Raw genomic sequence first — 20243 nt, 5'->3', positions numbered from 1 at the left:
TCTAAAAACGAGATTGTAACAAAAAAAACACCATAAATCCCATGAAAACCGTTCTTGTAACACCCGTTTGTAACAATTGTAACAGGCTCACAGCCAACCGGGAAAATTGCTAGTTTTGTGCCCTCATGAAGCATTTACCCAATCTGCTGACGCTCGCCAACCTGTTTAGCGGTTGTATAGCCATCGTCTTCATCCTCAACTCCCAGCCTTACCTGGCTTCGTTCAACGGTGAAGAGTATTGGGTTACAGCCACCGAGCAGGCTTACTGGGGCAGCGTATTTATTGCCCTCGCCGCCATCTTCGATGTGCTGGACGGCTTTACCGCCCGCGCCCTCAAGGTATTCTCGCCCATCGGCAAAGACCTCGACTCGCTGGCCGATGTGGTATCGTTTGGCGTAGCGCCCTCTATGATCCTGTTCAAAATGTTGTGGGCAGCCTATATGGGCAAACCCGGCGCGCTCGATGTTAGCATGCTGGCCATGAGCCCGGCCTTCCTGGTAGCCTGCTTCGGCGCGCTCAGGCTGGCAAGGTTCAATATCAGCAGCAACGAGCAAAAAGCCTGGTTCATCGGTATGCCAATACCAGCCGCAGGCCTGCTGGTAGCGTCTTTCCCGCTCATCAACTGGTTCAACCCTATGGGCCTCGGCGTTATGTTCCAGCAACCGTGGTTATTGTATGCAGTCATTGCCCTGGTGTGCTGGCTAATGGTTTCTAAGGTGAGGTTCTTCAAGTTCATCCCTGCCAAATGGAACATCGCTAGTATGTGGCCTCAGCTGGTAGTTATAGCAGTAGCGCTTGTTGCAATTCCATTTATTAATGTAGCCGCCATACCGTTGGCATTTATTATCTACATAATTTTGTCGCTCGTTTATCAACCGAAAGAAGCATAATCATAATATGAAATATACCGCTCATATCAACGTAATGCCCCTGAAAGAACTGCTGGATCCTCAAGGCAAGGCAGTAACCAATAACCTGCACAACCTGGGTCTCGGCCAAGTGCAGGATGTACGCGTGGGCAAACACATCAGCCTGCAAATTGAAGCTGCCAGCGAAGACGAAGCCCGCCAGCTGACACAGGATGCCTGCAAAAAATTGTTGGCCAACCCAGTAATGGAAGCTTTTGATTTTACACTCGTAGCCGGATAAGATGCGGTTATACCTGGTGCCATCTCCCATTGGTAACCTCGGCGATATTAGCTACCGGGCTGTTGAAGTATTGAAGAACGCAGACGTAATTCTGTGTGAAGATACCCGCACCAGCTCGGTATTGTTGCGCCATTACAATATCCAGAAACCGCTCACCCCTTACCACCAGCACAACGAGCACAAGATCCTCAACCACCTGGTGGAACAGCTGCAGGGCGGCAAAACCTTTGCGTTACTTACAGACGCAGGTACCCCCGGCGTTTCCGACCCCGGATTCCTATTGGTAAGAGAGTGCTTGCGCAACGACATCCCGGTAGAGTGCCTGCCCGGCGCTACGGCCTTTGTGCCCGCGCTTGTACAATCGGGCATACCAAGCAACAGGTTCTGTTTTGAAGGGTTCCTCCCCCTTAAAAAAGGTCGCCAAACGGCTATGAAGGCTTTGGCAGAGGAAGAAAGGACCATCATATTATATGAATCACCCCACCGCCTAGTAAAGACGCTGGAAGAACTGGCCGCCTACCTAGGTGCCGACCGCCAGGCCGCCGTGGCCCGCGAGCTGACCAAGATGTTTGAAGAAACGAGGAAAGGAAGCCTGGGCGAGCTGGCCAAACACTATACGGCCACAGCACCCAAAGGCGAGATCGTTATCGTAATAGCCGGAAAGGACTAAAAAACAGAAAAACCATCCCGTAAAGGATGGTTTTCTATAATATTAGTACTAAACTAATGATTAGTGAGCAGCAGCAGCTGTATCAACTTTAGTTGTATCAGTTGTAGCAGGAGCAGCAGTCATTGTGTCAACTGGAGCTGGAGTAGCTTCAGGCATCATAGTTGCAGTGTCAGTAGTAGTTGTTTCTTCAGTAGTTTCGCTGTTACCGCAAGAAGCTACGAATACGCCCAGAGCCAGGGCAAGGATGCTGAATTTTACGAATTTCATGACTTTGTTTTTAAAAGTTATTTCACATTTATACCTCGTTCAGAAAAAGGTAACCCGGGGTTTTTAAAATTTTTTTTTGAGTAATGTCATATTTTAACTGAAACCGTTGGTCTGAGCCTCGGTTTTGGTAAGTATCTTTACAAATTCTTGGCAACGAAGGCGATATTTTTCACGCAACGACAGGGTTACTTTTCCAATAAAACAGTATTAATAAGTGTACGGCTCAAACACGGAACAGGAGTTATTGATGGAGCTGGCGGCAGGTAAAAGGTCTGCTACAGAACAGGTTTATAGCCAACATTACCCTATTGTAACCAAATGGATACAAAAGAATGGAGGCTCAGAACCGGATGCAGCAGATATCTACCAGGAAGCCATGGTGATATTGTTTGAGAAGGCGCAAAACGAGGAGTTCAGGCTAAGTTGCAGGATCGGGACCTATTTGTTTGCGGTAAGTAAGAACCTCTGGTTCAAAAAGCTGCAAAAACTTCAAAAAGACCCGATCAATCTTCCCGATACATGGGACGGGGCATATGAAGACGATGTCAAAGCCCACCACGAACGGGAAACGCACTTCGGCCAGCTAAACGAGGCCCTGGATAAAATAGGCGAGCCTTGCAGATCTTTACTTAAAGCGTTTTACCAGCATGATAAAAGCATGCAGGAGATCGCGGCAGACTTTGGGTATACCAACCCGGATAACGCCAAAACACAAAAATATAAATGCCTCACCCGCCTCAGGAAGCTCTTCTACGGCGTACAGGCTAAGATATAAAGATGTCGAACGAGATGAACATATGGAAACTTGCTGAAGGCTACGTCGAACAGACCCTGCCTGAAAGTGAGTTAGTGCTGTTGAAAGACATGCTGGCTACCGACCCAGCCTTCGCCGACGAGTTTCATGATAGCGTAAATATGGTACGTGCTTTACGTGCCGGCGGCAAGCAAAAGCAGTTCCGCAATATGCTGGCCGATATTCACCAAGCAAATGCCACGGCAGAAAGCCCAGTGAAGAAAGTAGCGAAACGCTATATCACTCTGGCGCCGCAATACTGGCGCACAGGTGCTATCGCAGCCGGTATCGCAATACTTACCTCTCTTTCTACTTATTGGCTGGTACAGAATAACAATAGGAAGATCGCTTCTGAATACAGCTTGCTGAAACGCGACCTGGAACAATACAAGCGTTCGCAGCATCAGCTGATCAATAATATTAAAGCGCAGGCTACTACCACTCCGGTAGCGCCCGCAAATTTTACAGGTACCGGTTTCGCCCTCACTAACGATGGCTACCTGGTGACCAACTACCACGTAATAGACGGTGCAGACTCCATATATATACAAAACAGGGACGGCGAGTATTTCAAAGCCACTGTAAAAAGTATAGACCCTGCCGCCGACATCGCCATCCTGAAAGTAGATCATAAACATTTCCGCTTCAGCAGGAACGAGGTTCCTTATACGTTTGAAAAAACGAAGAAAGGACTAGGAGCACGCGTGTATACCCTGGGCTATCCGCAGGACGAGATCGTATATAATGAAGGCTATATAAGTTCGAAAAACGGTTACAACGGCGACTCTATGCAGTATATGCTGGAGCTGCCTGCCAACCCCGGCCAGAGCGGTGCTCCTGTTATAGATGCAGACGGGACTGTTATTGGTATCATTACCGGTAAGGAGACTGAAAGCCAGGGCACTACTTTCGCAGTTAGCTCTAAGGCACTCATCCAGCTGATAAAAAGCCTGCCTGCAGAAAACCGCCTGCGACTGCCCAAAGGCAACAAGCTGGGTAGCCTTAACCGCGAACAACAAATAGAACGACTGGAAGATTACACCTGTTCTATCAAAGTCTATAAAAAATAATTTGAAGCAGCCGGATGGCTGCTTTTTTCATGCATCAGAACAGTCGCAAAGCGTTAATTTACCTAACTTTGCGCACCGTTAAGCGCTAAAGGTGAGCATCGTAGACAAATTCCTCAAAAACAGGCAGCCCGTAAACTCAACCGCCGATATGGCCTTTGTGGACCATATTGAGGAATTGCGCTGGCATCTTATCCGCTCGCTCCTTGCGATACTGATTGGTGGTGTCATCATCTTCTTCAACATTGAGTGGATCTTCGACCGTATCATACTTGGCCCAGCGCACACTGATTTCATTTCGTACCGCATACTCTGCAAGCTAGGGGCTTTGATACATGTAGACGCCCTTTGCCTTCAGGATGTTCAATTAGAATTTCAGAATACTGAACTTTCTGGCCAGTTCATGATGAGCTTTTCTGTTTCGTTCATGATCGGCTTCATCATTGCCTTCCCATATGTATTCTGGGAGTTCTGGAAGTTCATCAAACCAGCACTAAAACCCTCTGAATTGAAATATGCGCGCGGCATTGTTTTCTGGACCTCGCTGCTGTTCTTTGCCGGTGTGTTATTCGCTTATTATGTTGTAGCCCCGTTCACTATCAACTTCTTCGCGGCCTACCAACTCAGCCCTTCGTTCAAGAACATTATTACCATTTCCAACTACTACGATACAATGAGTGACCTGATACTAGGCCTGGGCTTAGTGTTTGAGTTACCTGTAGTTGTATTCTTCCTGTCGAGGATCGGGTTCCTCACACCTAAACTGATGCGTGACAAACGCAACTATGCCATACTCATCATATTCGTACTGGCGGCAGTTATCACTCCACCTGATTGGTTTAGCATATGGTTGGTAGCAATTCCTTTGCTAATTTTATATGAAGCAGGTATCACCATCAGTGAGCGTGCGGTGAAAGAACGTCGCAGAAGACAATTTGACAATTAAAAAAATCAAAACATGCAGGCAACCATATTCGACAAGAATCTTCCACTGGTAATCGGCTGCGATCACGCCGGCTTCGAGTATAAAGAAGAAGTAAAAAAGACATTGATAGCTGCAGGCTGGCAGGTAGAAGACAAAGGCACGCACAGCAACGAGAGCACAGATTATCCTGATTACGCCCATGCAGTAGCCAACATGGTTGCCGATGGAAAAGCTGCTGCCGGAATCCTGATATGTGGCAGCGGAAACGGCGTGTGCATGACAGCCAACAAAAACAAAGGCATACGCGCAGCTCTTTGCTGGAACGAAGAACTGGCAGCGCTGGCAAGACAGCATAACAACGCAAACGTGCTTTGTATACCTTCCCGCTTTGTGTCTTTAGATGTAGCTCAGAAAATGGTTGACATATTCCAGTCAACAGCCTTCGAAGGCGGACGACATGAAAAGCGCGTCAATAAGATCAGCAACAACTAACCATAAACAACAAAGCCCTCAGAACTGAGGGCTTTGTTATTTCTATCATCGAGCTATCTATTTGTCTATGTTAACCCGAAGGGTAGTAAACACACTGCGGGGCAATAAAATTCCTGTACCCTCGCCGCCATGGGCGCTGGAAACTTGCATACCCGAAATGTTCACTCTCTGAACGTTAAATACATTCTTCACTCCTATTATCCACTGAAGCTTATTTTCAAACAGCTTTTTTTCGACGGATGCATCGCAACTGTGGACTGCTTCTATCCTGCCGTTGAAAGTGGCGTTCCCATCAATTGACGGCAGCAGGAACGGCTGCGGACTTGAATACTTGTAAAACACATTGAAGTTTAACTTGGGTTGCCGCCAGCTATACTGCAAATTGGCAGTAGCCTCCTGCGCTGAAAACGCATTATAATCTCCCGCTTGTGCAAACGTCTTATTGTAAGAATAACCTACCTGGAAATGGAAATTCTTCACCTGGCCATCGGCTTGCAGAGAGGTGATCATATTTTCCTGGCGTTTTATGTTGCCGTAAATGTAATTGATGCTATTGGAATCGTTTGGATTAACGGGCATTAATACGATACCGTCCCGCACGTCGTTGTAATAACCAGTCGCGATAAACTGAAGATAGTTGGCTTGCTTTTCATATATCTGATATGACGCCGAGATTTGTATATGGTCACTTTTTTCCGCAATCAGTTCAAGATTGCCAATAATGTTATGATTGTTATCAATAAAAATCAGGTATTGCTCTTTTAAGGAAGGAGCACGAAACCCTTGCGTGTAGGAACCTCGAATCTGCAATTTGTCAAAAGGCGTATACAGCAGATTGACCGACGGGATCATTGGCGCTTTATAAGATGTATTGTGAGCAACACGCAAACCAATTTGCGTGGTTAGTTTATTTCCCACTAAAGGATAAGAAGCCGAAGCATAGGTAGCATAGTCATGTATTTGCTTTTTCCTGTCTTCAATCTTGTTGCTGTTCGCGAATTCCATGTTGATATCATAGCCCGCTGTGTATTGCAAACTGCCAAACTTGTTGCTGTAATTACTCCTCAGATAAACATTGCTAAATACCGAAGTATCCTGATCGCCCTTTCCAGTTGTGAGAGTTTCTGTCAGATCGCTGAGGTTTTTGTTTACGCGGCTTCTGTTCCGAAAGTATACAAAGTATCCATTCTGGCTTTGCCAGGTTCCGCTTCCTAATTTGCCATTCATCGACAAACGGTTCATGATACGCTTCGTACGATAATATTCATCAAACGCATATGCTCCTAAGAACGGGTCCCAGACACGAAGACTTCCCTTATTCGTGATCTTTTGATTCAGATAGTCTGAATTAAACTGCAAGGCAAAACCAGACTTAGCAGAATACCCGTAACCAATATTACTGAAATATTGCTCATCGGGTTTAAAGAAAAAGCTGCGTTTAGTGTATAAGGTATCGTCGCCAAATGCTATAGGCTGATCAATATTTTTGTAGCCTTCAAAAAAGTTACGCCCAGCTGCCAGGCTTACCTGATGTTTATCTTTAAGCCTGAAGGTTAGCGCCCCGTCAAAATTGTATTTGTTAACGGATTCCAGGTAAGTACCTACACTTAACGAAAAAGGTTTGCGGTTTTTCTTACTGATAACATTGATAACACCACCCAGTGCGTCAGTTCCGTAGACAACACTCATTGGCCCCTGAACGATTTCTATGCGCTCGACGTTGTTGAGATTGATCTCAGAGAGGTTAATGTTGCCGTTTTCGCGACCATTTACTGGTAAACCATCAATTAATACCTTTACTTTATTGCCGGTCATGCCCTGCATCTGAATACTCGAACCTAGAATATTATCGCTACGAACATTCATGTTAAGCTGGTTTTTCAACGCATCATTGAGCGTTACCGCACCCTGCGCCTGCATAGTGGCTTTAGTGATTACCTGGTAGTTTGCTAGGGCATTTTTTAGTTTCTCCGGTTGGGCGACCCCTGTAATGACTACTTCGTTCAGTGAAGTAAATTTCTTCCTGATGGAAACCGAATAGCTTGCCACCGCTGGAGCTTGGTCGATCCGTTTTGAAAATGATTCATAACCCTGTCCTACTACTTCCAGAACTACCGGATACTTTGTTATGTTCAGAGTTGCAAAACCATCCTCATCGGTTTGCACAGTTTGCAGTAACGTTTTTTCGATGGAGTATAGGTTCGCATATGCCAGCTCCACTGGTTTCTTTTCGTCATCGGTCACCGACACCACTAATTGCTGTGCAAATGCCTTCATCTGCAACACCACCAATACGACCGAAAGAAAAAATCTCAACTTCATCTCAAATCTCATTTTAGTATAAAGGGTTCAGCTATACAGTTGATAGCTGAACCCTTTACCAACTACGGATATCCGTATAATTAGTGCTGAACGATCAGCTTATCTGATATTTTCCAACTTCCGTTACCCAGTGTTATTATATAAGTACCGGCAGCATATTCTGCTGTATTTATTCCGAATGCATTCAAACCTTTTTTGAGGTTAACTGAGCGATTCACCATTACCTTACCTGTGATATCAGTTACCATAAAGCGCGCTTCACCTTGTTCTTTTGCCTCAACAGCGAAGCTAGCTTCATTAGTAGCCGGGTTCGGGGCAATAGCATAGTTACTTACATTGCTCTTTACATCTTTCACCGACGTAACGCCTACAACCCTCTTGTTGAACACGGTCTTAGCAGGTGCGCCACCTATAGTGCCGGTGAACTGCGTGAACTTGATCTGTATATACTCTTGTGAGTTATGTGACCTTACGAAGTAAGTTGTATTAGCCAGGTTATAACCCGTGGGAGGACTACCCGCAGGTGTTTTCCAGTCGTCACCAATCGTATTGATCTCAGGAGAGAACGATGACAGATAGTTTGTATAATGAGTTGTATCAGCGTCTACGTTTTGCACTTCGGCAACCGTAATACGGAGATTATGCAGAACGCCCGTGAAAGCGATCGGTGATGGGCCACCCATCATAGGACCGCCGTTAGGATCTTTTTTTGCGTATTGAGTGAACAGAATATCCCAGTTATAACGGTTTGGCTCTCTGTTTACAAAAGTGTTGCTCGCAATGTCATAGTAAACGAATACGCGATCAGGATAATCCTTCTTCTTTAAATAAACCGAGTTATCCATTGTGTTATCCCAGTTAGCTATCCTGAATTTGTAGCCTATCAGGGTATCTACCATGCTAATGTATTGCTGTACCCACATTTTATATGGCGTACCGTTTACCTTAACCAGGTAAACAGAGTCACCCAGTAAGTCATGGTTCGGTGCACCCTGGTATTTACCCCAGCCAAAATCAAAAGGGTCGGTCAGATCACGGTTTTGCGTGAATGCACCTTCGCCCCAGCTGGTGTCGATGTTCATTAACTGCATTGTTCTGCTTGTTTTACCAACGGTATCAGAAGCAGAGATTGCTGCGAAAGAAGTAGCGTTTACAGCCATGTGCAGTGAATAAACCTCTACTTTTCTTTTGATGTGGTTAGCCCTGATCGAGGCATTGAACATCGGATCGCCAAACTTGTTGATCTGGAAAGCGAGGTCCCAATTGTTAGCCGGCTGACCAACAGAGTCGCCAGTCGACAGGTTATAAAATATGTCGTTCGCATAGCCAGCGCCCATTTCAACCGAGTCTGTGACCCAAGTTTGAGCGTTTGCCTGAACGCCGGCAGCCAGTGCCGAAATAAAGAGTAAAGATTTTAATCTCATCGGGGATTATTTTGATATTCAAAGGTACATTGACATATTTCGTCAATTCTCCGAAAATCAACTCTTTACAATTTTATGACATAATAAATTACTTGATCCAACCCTGTGCATGCAGGTATTTGGCTATTTGTACTGCATTGGTTGCAGCACCTTTGCGCAAATTATCGGCCACCACCCAGCAGTTGAGGGTGTTAGGTTGAGAATAGTCGCGGCGTATACGGCCTACAAATACCTCGTCTTTGCCGTAAGCATGTATTGGCATCGGGTAGGCATTTTCGGTAGGATTGTCGATAACGGCCACTCCCGGCATATTCTGGAGCATTTCGCGTACATCGTTCTCTTTGAAATCGCGTTTCAGCTCGACATTGATGCTTTCGCTATGGCCACCCATAACAGGAACACGAACAGTGGTAGCAGTTACCTTAATATCATCATCGCCCATGATCTTACAGGTTTCCTTCACCATCTTCATTTCTTCTTTGGTGTAACCGTTATCCTGGAAAACATCAATATGAGGTATGACATTCATATCGATCGGGTGGGGGTAAACGCCGTGACCTTTGCCACCGCTACGTTCGTCCAGCAGTTCTGCTATTGCCTTCTGGCCTGTACCGGTTACCGATTGGTAGGTACTAACCACCACACGTTTGATACCGTAGTTGTCCTGCAATGGCTTCAGTACCATTACCATTTGTATGGTAGAGCAATTTGGATTTGCAATGATCAGGTCGTCTTTGGTCAAAACGTCGCCGTTTACTTCTGGGACTACCAGCTTTTTGGTAGGATCCATGCGCCAGGCCGAAGAATTATCTACTACATAGCAGCCAACTTCCGCAAATTTCGGGGCCCACTCCAGCGATACGCTACCACCGGCTGAGAAGATAGCCAGCGCAGGTTTCATAGATATAGCGACGTCAGCAGTTACCACTGGATATTCCTTTCCCTTGAACTTTACCTTCAGGCCAGCAGACCTTGCTGAAGCCACCGGTATAAGTTCAGTTACGGGGAAATTCCTTTCTTCCAGGATCTGCAACATGGTACTTCCTACCAGTCCTGTTGCACCTACTACTGCTACGCGCATTGTATCTTTTTAATTTTGAAGCGCAAATATAAACCCAATTCCGGAAAGGCTTTGCGCCCGAATTTGTTACAGAATGTTGTCGAATTTAAAGGACATCAAAACCGGGCCTGAAAGCCTTTCTGACCAGTTCAAGGCCAACCTTTGGCTATCGCCATATAATTTGAGTATCCTAACTCGCATTTTTCAATTACAAAAATACAATTTTTTACCTATCAAACATAACTGATAACATTAAATTAATTAGATTTTTTATGCAACAGCATTTTATCTTTCAATACAATAAGACTTGATAAAATTTAAATATTACAATTACCGTGAAAACACCCCGTTTTATTCAAGATTATTTATCAAACTTTGTATGTGAAAAGGGATAATTCATTTTACAAGAGGATAAAACCACCGGCGCCACCCGAATCATGAAAACCAGATTAGAAAGAGAGATCAGCACTTCTGTAGCCGGCAACCGATGAGTTAAGACAAATAGCCCGTAGTTGTTATTTAAAAGCGCAAAGTATTTGCGTGTTACAGCTATGCCCTTGCCCGAACGTTTATAAAAACATCACCCGTGAAAAATACACTCCACCCGCCAAAGTGTACTGCACGGCTGTCTCACCTCCGGGGACTTCCTCCCTGGCAGGTCAGCAACCGACCTCCATAGATTCTTCCCGACACTGATGAATCCACCTATTTTTTATCACTCATAAAAACGAAAACACATGAAAAAGACAATCATTCTTTCATTGGTATTCCTCTGCCTGTTAAATATCTCCAGCTATGGGCAGGAAACCAATAATGCCTCCGGCAATTTCACCATCACACAAAACGGAGCACCTATCCAGGGTCATTACAGCATTATGCCGGCAGCCCCGGATAATATTGTTTTGCAGCTGAGCCCCTCAGCAGAATTTACGCTGAATGCACACATAGTAGATCAAAGCGGCAAAGAACTTATCAAGATAGACGCCGCAACAGTCCATCTCAGGTATGCTAACAGCATCAACATTTCTTCACTTGGCGCCGGCAATTATTTCATTGAAATAAAAAGCGACAACACAGAAGAAAGCCTGAAGATCCCATTCAGCAAATCCTGATCATCATCCGCAAAACATTATCAACCTAAAACACAAAACCAGATATGAAAACACAATATCTTGCCCTGCGCAAGCTGACGCTTGCCGCACTGGTGGCTGCTATGCCATTCCAAATGAATGCGCAATTGTCAGTAAGCGCCAATAAAACTGCCTCACAACTGGCAAATGCCATGGTTGGTACGGGCGTTACAATATCAAATGCTACATTGACCTGCCCGTCGGGAGCTAATGGTACATTTACCGGTGGCGCCAATGCGCTCGACATAAGTAGCGGTATCATCCTTACAAGTGGTAGTGCCACTGTAGCAGCCAGTAGCGCTTCTACCTTCTCAAGCGAGGACAATGGTGCTGGAGGCGACGCCAACTTGTCAACATTAAGCGGCAACGCAACCTTTGATGCCTGTGTACTGGAATTTGACTTCGTGCCATTGGGAGATTCTATCAAATTCGATTATCAATTCGGGTCTGAAGAGTATCCCAATTTTACCTGCACCCAATTCAACGACGTGTTTGGATTTTTCATATCCGGACCGGGTTACTCAGGACCAACTAATATCGCCCTGGTACCGGGTACAAACATACCTGTAGCCATCAACAGTGTAAACGGTGGTACCCCTACAGGTGCCGGTGTTCTTAGCAACTGTACCGGCATGGGACCAGGTTCTCCATTCCCTGCGTATTTCATCAACAACCAAAACGGCCCTGCTCCAGTGTATGACGGACTTACAATGGTATTTTCTGCCAAAGCCGCAGTTACTCCATGCGAGACCTACCACTTTAAACTAGGTGTGGCCGATGCCAGCGATGGAATACTCACTTCTGGTGTATTTATCGAGGAAGGTAGTCTAACAGTGCTGCCACCGGCTATTGTTGGTTGCCCTTCAAATATCAGTGTTAATACAGGCGCCGCTGCTACAACCTGCAGTGCACAGGCGAGCTGGACACCACCCACAGCCGATAACAGCTGCCTGGATGTACAGGTCAGCTCTACACACAACCCCGGCGATGTGTTTCCAGTGGGTACAACCACAGTTACCTATTCTTTTACGAATATAGGTGGCACCAGCACGTGCAGTTTTGATGTTACCGTTGTAGACAATACACCTCCTACAGCAGTTTGCCAGAACTACACTTTGAACCTGGTAAATGGCATGGGTACTGTTACTCCTGCAAATGTTAACAACGGCAGCAGCGATAATTGTGAGATCCAGAGCATGAGTGTAAGTCCTAACAGCTTTACCTGCGAAGATGCCGGCGAAAACGTGGTTACACTTACTGTAACAGATATTCATGGTAACTCATCTACCTGCAATGCTACCGTTACCGTACAATACCAGCCAACATGTTCCATTGTTTCCGTTCCCGAAAACAACGTGTATACAGGTGGTAACCCCAACAACATATACCTGGGTTATGGTCCACAAACAGCTACATTGAATGCCACAGCAACAGGTGGCAGCGGCTTTACTTATTCATGGTCGCCATCAACCAACCTGAGCTGCAGCAATTGTGAAGATCCTGTATTCAGTCCAACTGCTGGTGGCACCTACACCTTTACGCTGACGGCTACGAACAGCAATGGTTGCAGCACTACCTGCGATATCACGTTCTGTGTACTGGACATAAGGGATCCAAATCATCCCAACAAAGTATTCATGTGCCATAACGCAGGTAACCCGCAGACGATCTCTATCAGCGTAAACGCCGTTCCAAGCCATTTTCTTGGACATGTGGGCGACCTCTTGGGTAAATGCACGGATGTACAATGCGGTACGGCTGCCAAAGGCTCTTACACAGAAAATGGACCAGCAGCAGTTCCAACTGTTAGCGAGATCATTGTTTATCCAAACCCAGTGACTGGTATAGTTACAGTTGAACTGCCAGCCGGTGTTAACGCCCATGAAGCTGTTTTGATGGATATCGCGGGTCGCAAGTTGCAAACAAAAGTCTTTGATGGCAGCAGTAAGCTGAGCTTCGATATGACCAAAGAAGCCAAAGGCGTTTACATGATAGAAGTAGTAAATGGCACAAGCGTGTACCGCTCACGCATTGTGAAGGATTAACTTATTGCCACACATGCAACTACAAGGCGGGCGTTACGGGCGCCCGCTTTTTGCTTTTTATCCCCGAACTTTGAAGGGATTATATGAAGAACCTGGCATCGCTGAATAAGTATTTTATCAAGTATAGATGGAGATTGTTACTTGGATTGTTGTTCATAGCTGTCTCCAACGTTTTTGCTGTACTGTCTCCCGTTGTTGTACGAAATGTGCTGGACAGAGTAACCCTTAACATTAATAGCTACCATCTGTTGGGCAACTCAATACTGAAAGCCGGCATTGAGAACTATATTTTTCAACTGGTATTGTTAAACGGACTGCTGCTGTTAGGTCTTGCTATCCTCAGAGGCATTTTTATGTTTTTTATGCGGCAAACCATTATCGTCATGTCGCGGCATATTGAGTATGACCAGAAAAACGAGATATATAGCCATTACCAGGAGCTGCACACGCAGTTTTACAAAACCCATTTTACCGGCGACCTGATGAATCGCATGTCGGAAGATGTGTCGCGCGTGCGCATGTATACCGGCCCTTCTTTGATGTACAGCGTCAACCTTATTGTGCTTTCCATCATGTGCATCTGGGGCATGCTTCGGGTGAATGCTATGTTGACCCTATACGTAATAGCGCCACTGCCATTGCTTGCTTTATCTATCTATATCGTCAACAGGGTCATATTCCGGAAAAGTGAAAAAATACAGGCGCAGCTATCTGACCTAACCACTACAGCTCAAGAATCGTATTCGGGTATTCGCGTTATCAAGTCGTTCGTGCAGGAGAAGAACATGATGGGCTTTTTCAACAACACATCAGAAGCATACCGCAAAAGCGCCATCAATCTCTCCCTTACAGAAGCCATCTACTTTCCCACCATGAACCTGTTCATCGGCCTGAGTATGCTGAGCACTGTGCTGATAGGTGGCTACCTGGCTATCAAAGGACAAATAACGGCGGGTAATATTGCCGAATTTGTGATCTATATCAACCTGCTGATGTTTCCTATATCCAGCATTGGATGGGTAGCATCGATGATACAACGCGCCAGCGCATCGCAAAAGCGGATAGATGAGTTTTTGCATACCAAGCCCCAGATTACCAGCCCAAGCAGTAGCTTACAACATACACTACAGGGACACATCACTTTCAAAGAAGTAAACTTCGTATACCCGCATACTGGTATACATGCACTAAAAGATCTGGGCCTGAATATAACACCGGGGCAAAAAATTGCTGTTATCGGAAAGACCGGATCTGGCAAATCGACCCTTGCACATCTATTGCTGCGCATGTATGACACAACAAACGGCCAGGTTCTATTTGATGGCATTGACATAAAGCAATTTGACCTGCAAAATCTACGTTCGCAAATAGCGTATGCACCGCAGGAAGCCTTCCTGTTTTCGGATAGCGTTTTTAACAACATCCGGTTTGGGAAACCTGGCGCTTCGGAAGCAGAGGTGAAAGAAGCAGCGCGCATGGCCGACCTGGAGAAAGATATTGTTACGCTGCAAAAAGGCTATGATACCATCATAGGCGAAAGAGGTGTGATGCTATCAGGCGGACAAAAGCAGCGTATGGTGCTGGCGCGAGCATTGCTGAAGAATAGCCCTGTGCTGTTGATGGATGAATCCCTGTCGGCAGTGGATACACAAACCGAAAAGACCATTTTATATAACCTGAAAGATTACCTGGCCGATAAGACAACGATTATCATTACACACAGAATATTTACTAGCTGGACATTTGATAAGATAATTGTGCTGGATGAAGGCAGGATAGCTGAGCAAGGAACGCACGAAGAATTGATGTCTCAAAACGGTAAATATGCGGCGCTATATAGACATCAAACTGAAATGAGCCATAGCTAAAAAAAGCCCGGTGATAGTCACCGGGCTTTTTATTATTTGAATTCTATGGGGAGTTTTATTTCGTCTTCTCCTCGAATAATGGTTACTTCAGTTTTGTCACCTTCTTTAAAGGCTCCTAGCGCTTCCATGTAAGTTTGCATGCCATTCACCTTATGGCTTCCAAGCTGGGTAATAATGTCTCCCGCCTGGATACCTGCTTTCTTTGCGGGTTTGCCGTCTGTTACGCCATCTACTTTCACGCCGCCCTCCTGGAAAGAATAATCGGGCATGATACCCAGTGTTACCTTAAAACGCACCTTACCAACTGCAGCTTCTTTCGTAGTCCTGAATCCTGGCTTAGGTTCTTTGTCCATTTTGGCCACTACCTCGTTGATATAGTGTATTACCTGCGCCTCACCTTCATAGTTTATTTTGTCAGCATCGTCGGATGGTTTGTGATAGTCGGTGTGCAGGCCGGTAAAGAAGAACAGAACCGGTATACCCGCGCGGTAGAAAGATGTGTGGTCGGATGGACCAGCCCCTGAGCTATCGACACTAACCTTGAAATTTTTTGGCTGGGTAAATTGTGCCCATGCGGGAGACGTGCCAATACCACCAATAGTTAGTGCATGGGTACTATCATTCAATCTACCTACCATGTCCATGTTCACCATATAGGCGATCTTGTTGCTGTCGAAGCCCATATCGCGGACAATGGCCTTAGATCCGATCAAACCTTCCTCTTCGCCAGAAAAACTTATGAATAGATAATTGTAGTTGCGCAACCTGCTCTTTTTTACCGATTCTGCTATCTGCATCAGAGCTGCTGTTCCACTGGCATTGTCGTCCGCACCATTGTGCACCTGGCCGTCTTTTGCGGCATGCAGGCTATTCCCATCTTGCCCAAAACCGAGGTGATCGTAGTGCGCGCCTAATATCACAGTGTACGGAGCTTTATTATCAATAAACGCCGTGATGTTATGTCCAATAAGGTCCGAGCGTTTCAAAAGCACATTTATCTCCACCGGCATCTCATTCCTGTCCTTGAATTTTGGTGTGTATTCCTGGAATGCATTGAAATTCAGAAACCCGACAGGGATTTCGAGTGATTCGTACTCTGTCTTCGCGTTATAAGTAGGCGGGAACTTTGCATTGTAGTTGTCGTAGAACAAAACACCCGTTGCACCTTGCTTTTCTGCCTCGCTGGCGCGCTCGTAAGCTTTCTTTTCCCACTCAAAGTGTGCGTCCGCAGCCTCCTCTTTGTCAGCATACATAGGGATCATCCAAATATTGCCTGACTCAAACACGTCTGGTATTACCTCGCCATAGGCTTTTTTATTGCCGCTAAAGGCAAGTGGGAATGCTTCCTCTTTGATACGAAGTAGGTCGTTACCCAGCTTTATCTGGGTGGCATCTTCTATTTTCTTACCATCTATATAGGTAAACTCATGCTGGTATTTGCCTTTATATGCGCCGATGCCCAGGTCCTTGTACCTTTTCTCTATATAAGCGGCGGCTTTGCGCTCTCCTTCAGAGCCTACGCGGCGACCTTCCAATTCATCGGATGCGAGGTAACCTATATCCTCTTTTAGCTGCCTGACTACCCTCCTGTCGGCCCGGCTTTGAGCAACTATATTATTATGAACAAACAGGCCGGCTATTGCCAGCACGATGGATATATTACGCATGTACATCAGATTGGACGTGTAAAATTAGCATGCAAAACCCCTTAAACAAAAAAACCCGTCTCGGCGAAACGAAACGGGCTCTGATCGATCTATGTGTATTTAATCTGCTGTCTGTTCCAGGCTGCCATCAGCTGTCACCATCAGCAGGCCCTCCCCCTCAGGCTGGGCCTCGCTCCCGCTGGTAGGCATTACGATCTCGATATTCGTAATATCCTTAAGTTGTGGCAGGTCAATAGAGCTATTTATACCTAAATAGTCCATAAAGTTCTTCGAAGTAGCATAAGTAAGCGGTTTGCCTACCATTTCTTCATTACGCCCGGTAATAACAATGAGTTCTTTTTCCAGGAGCTTTTGTATCGAATAGTCGGCGCTTACACCGCGAATGAATTCTATTTCAGATTTAGTGATCGGCTGCTTGTATGCAATGATCGCCAGTGTTTCCATAGCGGCGGCCGATAGCTTTTTGATGTGTTTGTCACCGTTGAGCTGCAGTACAGTGCGGTGATACTCCTTTTTAGTCAGGAATTGGTATCCGCCGCCCGCTTCTCTAAGTTGGAAAGGATAATAAGATGCATCGTATTTTTCACGCACAGCCTCAATACAAGTAGCTACACGGTTTTCTTCTATCGGAAGTTCAAAGGCGTTGGAGAGCATCTCCACCATCTCCACCATTGTCAGTGGACGTTCGCTGGCAAATATCAGCGCTTCAACATGGGGCATTAATTGTTCGATATCCATACGGTCCTCGTTTTTCAGGTACACATCGAAAGTAGTACAGCCCGGTTACTTTAGTTTGAAAAGTAATACACAGGTGTGGGTAAAATGGTGGGTATCGCGCGAAGGCAAAACCGGCCGCATTTTACCTGTGCAAAGATACTGCGAAACCGCTAGGGATTGTTCATAAAATATTTTAACAATATCACCTGGCTATTTCTTCTTTGCACCCTTTTATCTTCGGATCGGAAATGACGCTATCTATATTCTGCAGGGCATCTGCCATTTTAGGGTATTTGGCCATGGTACGCTCCAGCACGCAATCGCAATATTGGCTGGCTTTATCCTGGTTTGGAGCCCATGTAAGAGCATCCTCCATGCAGCTTTGATGAAACATATCTTTTGCCTCGCTATCCCAGGTATTATCGCAGGACGCAGTAAAGATGAGCAGTATCGCTAAAGCCAGTGAAGAATGCTTCATAAAACGGATTTGACAAGGATAAAAATTCTAACTTGGTTGCGATTTGTAATATATGGCAATAAAGCGTTACAACCAATGTTCAGGATAACTATTCTATATGGCGCGATACGCGAGGGACGGCTTAGTATCCGCGCTGCCAAGGCTATAAAATCGGCATTGGAAGCTTCCGGTAAAGCTGAGATCACCTTTATTGATATAAAGGACTACAACCTGCCTGTGATGGAAGCTCGCCTGAAGGATATGGAAAACCCACCAGATGGTTTACTCGACATTAGCCAAAAACTGGCAACTGCAGATGGGATAGTATTTGTCACTCCTGAATACAACAATAGCTATAGCGGCGCCATGAAAAATGCGGTGGATTACTTTACTAAGGAGTGGTCTAAAAAGCCCATTGGCATTGTTTGCGGGTCGGATGGAAAACAAGGTGGGCTTAACGCATCTAATCTGCTTCAGTTATTGGTATTAGCCATAGGAGCATTCCCAATGCCATACAAATTGCTGGTTCCAGAACTTCAGCTGGCTCTGGATGAAGAAGGTCAGCCAAAAAACGAAGCCTTATCCAAGAGTATTCAGCATTTTGTGAAGGAATACCTGTGGTTTGTAGACGCTATTTCTACACAGGTACAAAAAGGAAAGTAAATATTAGTGTTTACCTTTATTGCCTGATTTTCACAACTATAATGCGGTCCAAAAATCTTATTACAAAAGCCAACATTATTCTTTTTATCATCCTTGTGGTTGCGGCTGTGCTTCGGTTGTATACGCTAGCTTCCGAAAGTTTCTGGCTGGATGAGTTGCATACCATGAAAGAAACCAATCCCAACGGTGGTTCGTGGGGCGACTTGATACATACGTTGCAAACATCAGATGTTCATCCACCATTATTCTATGTAATGGAGCGGCTATCATTAAAGATGTTCGGCTTTGATGAATGGGGAGCCCGTATCCTGCCGGCTATAGCCGGCATATTTTGCGTTTGGGCAATCTACCTGCTGGGCAAGGAGATCTTAAATAAAAGCCTTGGGCTGATAGCTGCTGCGGTCTTGGCAGTCAACTATTATAACATTCTGTTTTCGCAGGAAGCACGAGATTATACATTCTTATGGCTGTTTACCACTTTGTCCTACCTTTTTTTCCTGAAACTGTGTAAACGACTTAAAACGATAGATGCCATTTGGTGGGTCATCTCAACTGTATTGCTATTGTATAGCCATTATTATTCACTGATCGTTTTGATATGCCAGGGTGTATTGTTTGCGATCTTCTTCTTTACTGAAAAGGAAAATAAAAAACGCTTTTTTACCATTTTTGCTATATCCGCAGTAGCCATAATTGTGCTTTATAGCCCATGGATACCAGCAATGAGAGCGGCAAGTAAGATCCAGTCATTTTGGTCGGCCCCGGTAGAGCAAAATTTTTACCTGCTTTATTTTAATGAATATTTTGGCTACTCTGCCTTTCTGAATTTTTTCCTGTACCTGTTCGTGATATCTTTTATCGTGAATGTGATGCTGGAATATTCACCAACAAATGACCTGAAATCCAACCCTGTTATTTTCAGTTTTATCTTTGTTTTCATTTCTATTTTCCTATCATATTCCATACCGTATATACGTGGCGTGCTCGTAGTACCCATGCTCGTAACCAGGTATACGATCATTATGGTGCCTTCCCTGATACTAGCCATTGCATTCGGTATACAACTGATCAAAACACCAATTGTACGATATATATTTTTGACGCTGTTTGTATCGTTTTCAGTGTTTCACCTCGTAAAAGTGCGTCATTATTATTCCAATGCGGAAAAGGAGCAATTTCGCGAGGTTACACAAGTTGTGACATCACAACCATCTCATCACCTGCTGATAAACGGGTTAACCGGCTGGCACCAAAGCTATTATCTTCAAAAATTCGGCTACCGTGGCCGCCTGATCGAAGGATGGAGGGATGCATCTATTGATTCAATCATCCGCAGGGATGGCTCTTTTGCTACCACTGACACCTTCTGGGTAGTAGGTGCTCATGGCGACCCGCATCTTGACAGCGCTGTACAGACCAGTTTGGATTCCGTCTTCGTTCGTTTGCAAGACACTACACTTATCGAGACCTGGGCGCAACTCTACGCCAGGAAAAAGTAATTGGTGCGTGCGCATTCTACCCTTAAAT

19 protein-coding genes are annotated in these 20243 nt (G+C 45.3%); 12 read left to right on the top strand and 7 right to left on the bottom strand.

Going from position 1 to position 20243, the window contains the following annotated elements; all coding sequences use genetic code 11:
* The first annotated feature begins 125 nt into the window (after positions 1–125).
* From pssA to rsmI, 3 genes are read left to right on the top strand one after another with little or no spacing between them, the layout of a single operon-like run.
* Positions 126–890 (top strand): CDP-diacylglycerol--serine O-phosphatidyltransferase, encoded by a 765-nt coding sequence (pssA, locus tag P2W83_RS07210; RefSeq protein WP_276133036.1) that lies wholly within the window; start codon positions 126–128, stop codon positions 888–890.
* Positions 891–897: 7 nt separating this feature from the next.
* Positions 898–1149, top strand: a complete 252-nt coding sequence (gene purS / locus P2W83_RS07205) for a phosphoribosylformylglycinamidine synthase subunit PurS (protein WP_276133035.1) — start codon at positions 898–900, stop codon at positions 1147–1149.
* A 1-nt stretch (position 1150) separates the two neighbouring features.
* A complete protein-coding gene (gene rsmI / locus P2W83_RS07200; protein ID WP_276133034.1) occupies positions 1151–1819 on the top strand; it encodes a 16S rRNA (cytidine(1402)-2'-O)-methyltransferase in 669 nt (222 codons plus the stop codon).
* Positions 1820–1879: 60 nt separating this feature from the next.
* Here rsmI and P2W83_RS07195 read toward each other — a convergent pair whose 3' ends face one another.
* A complete protein-coding gene (locus P2W83_RS07195; RefSeq protein WP_276133033.1) occupies positions 1880–2086 on the bottom strand; it encodes a hypothetical protein in 207 nt (68 codons plus the stop codon).
* Between the two features lie 214 nt (positions 2087–2300).
* On the opposite strand from P2W83_RS07195, the gene P2W83_RS07190 reads away from it, so the two are divergent.
* The 4 genes from P2W83_RS07190 to rpiB all read left to right on the top strand — a co-directional run bounded on the left by P2W83_RS07190 (position 2301) and on the right by rpiB (position 5363).
* Entirely contained in the window at positions 2301–2861 is a 561-nt protein-coding gene (locus P2W83_RS07190; protein WP_276133032.1) for an RNA polymerase sigma factor, read from the top strand.
* A 2-nt stretch (positions 2862–2863) separates the two neighbouring features.
* On the top strand, positions 2864–3949 hold the full coding sequence (locus tag P2W83_RS07185) for a S1 family peptidase (protein WP_276133031.1): 1086 nt from the start codon (positions 2864–2866) through the stop codon (positions 3947–3949).
* 91 nt (positions 3950–4040) lie between these two features.
* Positions 4041–4892, top strand: a complete 852-nt coding sequence (gene tatC, locus P2W83_RS07180; protein ID WP_276133030.1) for a twin-arginine translocase subunit TatC — start codon at positions 4041–4043, stop codon at positions 4890–4892.
* Positions 4893–4904: 12 nt separating this feature from the next.
* Entirely contained in the window at positions 4905–5363 is a 459-nt protein-coding gene (rpiB, locus tag P2W83_RS07175) for a ribose 5-phosphate isomerase B (RefSeq protein ID WP_276133029.1), read from the top strand.
* 57 nt (positions 5364–5420) lie between these two features.
* On the opposite strand, the gene P2W83_RS07170 is transcribed toward rpiB, so the two are convergent.
* The 3 genes from P2W83_RS07170 to P2W83_RS07160 all read right to left on the bottom strand — a co-directional run bounded on the left by P2W83_RS07170 (position 5421) and on the right by P2W83_RS07160 (position 10190).
* Positions 5421–7685, bottom strand: coding sequence for a TonB-dependent receptor plug domain-containing protein (locus tag P2W83_RS07170; protein ID WP_276133028.1), 2265 nt, complete (start codon positions 7683–7685; stop codon positions 5421–5423).
* A gap of 80 nt (positions 7686–7765) precedes the next feature.
* A complete protein-coding gene (locus P2W83_RS07165; protein ID WP_276133027.1) occupies positions 7766–9109 on the bottom strand; it encodes a T9SS type A sorting domain-containing protein in 1344 nt (447 codons plus the stop codon).
* An 88-nt stretch (positions 9110–9197) separates the two neighbouring features.
* Complete coding sequence (locus P2W83_RS07160; RefSeq protein WP_276133026.1) at positions 9198–10190, bottom strand: aspartate-semialdehyde dehydrogenase; 993 nt, start codon at positions 10188–10190, stop codon at positions 9198–9200.
* Between the two features lie 716 nt (positions 10191–10906).
* On the opposite strand from P2W83_RS07160, the gene P2W83_RS07155 reads away from it, so the two are divergent.
* From P2W83_RS07155 to P2W83_RS07145, 3 genes are all read left to right on the top strand, one after another.
* Positions 10907–11281, top strand: a complete 375-nt coding sequence (locus P2W83_RS07155; protein ID WP_276133025.1) for a T9SS type A sorting domain-containing protein — start codon at positions 10907–10909, stop codon at positions 11279–11281.
* 44 nt (positions 11282–11325) lie between these two features.
* Positions 11326–13344: a choice-of-anchor L domain-containing protein gene (locus P2W83_RS07150; protein WP_276133024.1), complete on the top strand. Its 2019-nt coding sequence runs from the start codon at positions 11326–11328 to the stop codon at positions 13342–13344.
* An 83-nt stretch (positions 13345–13427) separates the two neighbouring features.
* Positions 13428–15212, top strand: a complete 1785-nt coding sequence (locus P2W83_RS07145) for an ABC transporter ATP-binding protein (protein WP_276133023.1) — start codon at positions 13428–13430, stop codon at positions 15210–15212.
* Positions 15213–15244: 32 nt separating this feature from the next.
* Here P2W83_RS07145 and P2W83_RS07140 read toward each other — a convergent pair whose 3' ends face one another.
* From P2W83_RS07140 to P2W83_RS07130, 3 genes are all read right to left on the bottom strand, one after another.
* Complete coding sequence (locus tag P2W83_RS07140) at positions 15245–16879, bottom strand: M28 family peptidase (RefSeq protein WP_276133022.1); 1635 nt, start codon at positions 16877–16879, stop codon at positions 15245–15247.
* A gap of 99 nt (positions 16880–16978) precedes the next feature.
* Entirely contained in the window at positions 16979–17617 is a 639-nt protein-coding gene (gene scpB, locus P2W83_RS07135; RefSeq protein ID WP_276133021.1) for an SMC-Scp complex subunit ScpB, read from the bottom strand.
* 181 nt (positions 17618–17798) lie between these two features.
* Complete coding sequence (locus P2W83_RS07130; protein WP_276133020.1) at positions 17799–18074, bottom strand: hypothetical protein; 276 nt, start codon at positions 18072–18074, stop codon at positions 17799–17801.
* A 75-nt stretch (positions 18075–18149) separates the two neighbouring features.
* Between P2W83_RS07130 and P2W83_RS07125 the strand changes: the two genes are divergently transcribed.
* Entirely contained in the window at positions 18150–18716 is a 567-nt protein-coding gene (locus P2W83_RS07125; protein WP_276133019.1) for an NADPH-dependent FMN reductase, read from the top strand.
* Positions 18717–18757: 41 nt separating this feature from the next.
* The gene (locus P2W83_RS07120) at positions 18758–20215 is read left to right on the top strand and encodes a glycosyltransferase family 39 protein (protein WP_276133018.1); all 1458 of its coding nucleotides are present in this window, start codon (positions 18758–18760) and stop codon (positions 20213–20215) included.
* Positions 20216–20243: the final 28 nt, after the last annotated feature.

This window comes from Polluticoccus soli (genome assembly GCF_029269745.1).
Classification (GTDB): Bacteria; Bacteroidota; Bacteroidia; order Chitinophagales; family Chitinophagaceae; genus Polluticoccus; species Polluticoccus soli.
The sequence above is the reverse complement of the archived record's forward strand: the minus strand, read 5'-3'. Positions and strand labels throughout refer to the sequence as shown.

Coding starts and splice junctions, on each gene's coding strand:
- pssA (WP_276133036.1), top strand. CDS start 126: ATGAAGCATTTACCCAATCTGCTGACGCTCGCCAACCTGTTTAGCGGT.
- purS (WP_276133035.1), top strand. CDS start 898: ATGAAATATACCGCTCATATCAACGTAATGCCCCTGAAAGAACTGCTG.
- rsmI (WP_276133034.1), top strand. CDS start 1,151: ATGCGGTTATACCTGGTGCCATCTCCCATTGGTAACCTCGGCGATATT.
- P2W83_RS07195 (WP_276133033.1), bottom strand. CDS start 2,086: ATGAAATTCGTAAAATTCAGCATCCTTGCCCTGGCTCTGGGCGTATTC.
- P2W83_RS07185 (WP_276133031.1), top strand. CDS start 2,864: ATGTCGAACGAGATGAACATATGGAAACTTGCTGAAGGCTACGTCGAA.
- rpiB (WP_276133029.1), top strand. CDS start 4,905: ATGCAGGCAACCATATTCGACAAGAATCTTCCACTGGTAATCGGCTGC.
- P2W83_RS07170 (WP_276133028.1), bottom strand. CDS start 7,685: ATGAAGTTGAGATTTTTTCTTTCGGTCGTATTGGTGGTGTTGCAGATG.
- P2W83_RS07165 (WP_276133027.1), bottom strand. CDS start 9,109: ATGAGATTAAAATCTTTACTCTTTATTTCGGCACTGGCTGCCGGCGTT.
- P2W83_RS07160 (WP_276133026.1), bottom strand. CDS start 10,190: ATGCGCGTAGCAGTAGTAGGTGCAACAGGACTGGTAGGAAGTACCATG.
- P2W83_RS07155 (WP_276133025.1), top strand. CDS start 10,907: ATGAAAAAGACAATCATTCTTTCATTGGTATTCCTCTGCCTGTTAAAT.
- P2W83_RS07150 (WP_276133024.1), top strand. CDS start 11,326: ATGAAAACACAATATCTTGCCCTGCGCAAGCTGACGCTTGCCGCACTG.
- P2W83_RS07145 (WP_276133023.1), top strand. CDS start 13,428: ATGAAGAACCTGGCATCGCTGAATAAGTATTTTATCAAGTATAGATGG.
- P2W83_RS07140 (WP_276133022.1), bottom strand. CDS start 16,879: ATGCGTAATATATCCATCGTGCTGGCAATAGCCGGCCTGTTTGTTCAT.
- scpB (WP_276133021.1), bottom strand. CDS start 17,617: ATGGATATCGAACAATTAATGCCCCATGTTGAAGCGCTGATATTTGCC.
- P2W83_RS07130 (WP_276133020.1), bottom strand. CDS start 18,074: ATGAAGCATTCTTCACTGGCTTTAGCGATACTGCTCATCTTTACTGCG.
- P2W83_RS07125 (WP_276133019.1), top strand. CDS start 18,150: ATGTTCAGGATAACTATTCTATATGGCGCGATACGCGAGGGACGGCTT.
- P2W83_RS07120 (WP_276133018.1), top strand. CDS start 18,758: ATGCGGTCCAAAAATCTTATTACAAAAGCCAACATTATTCTTTTTATC.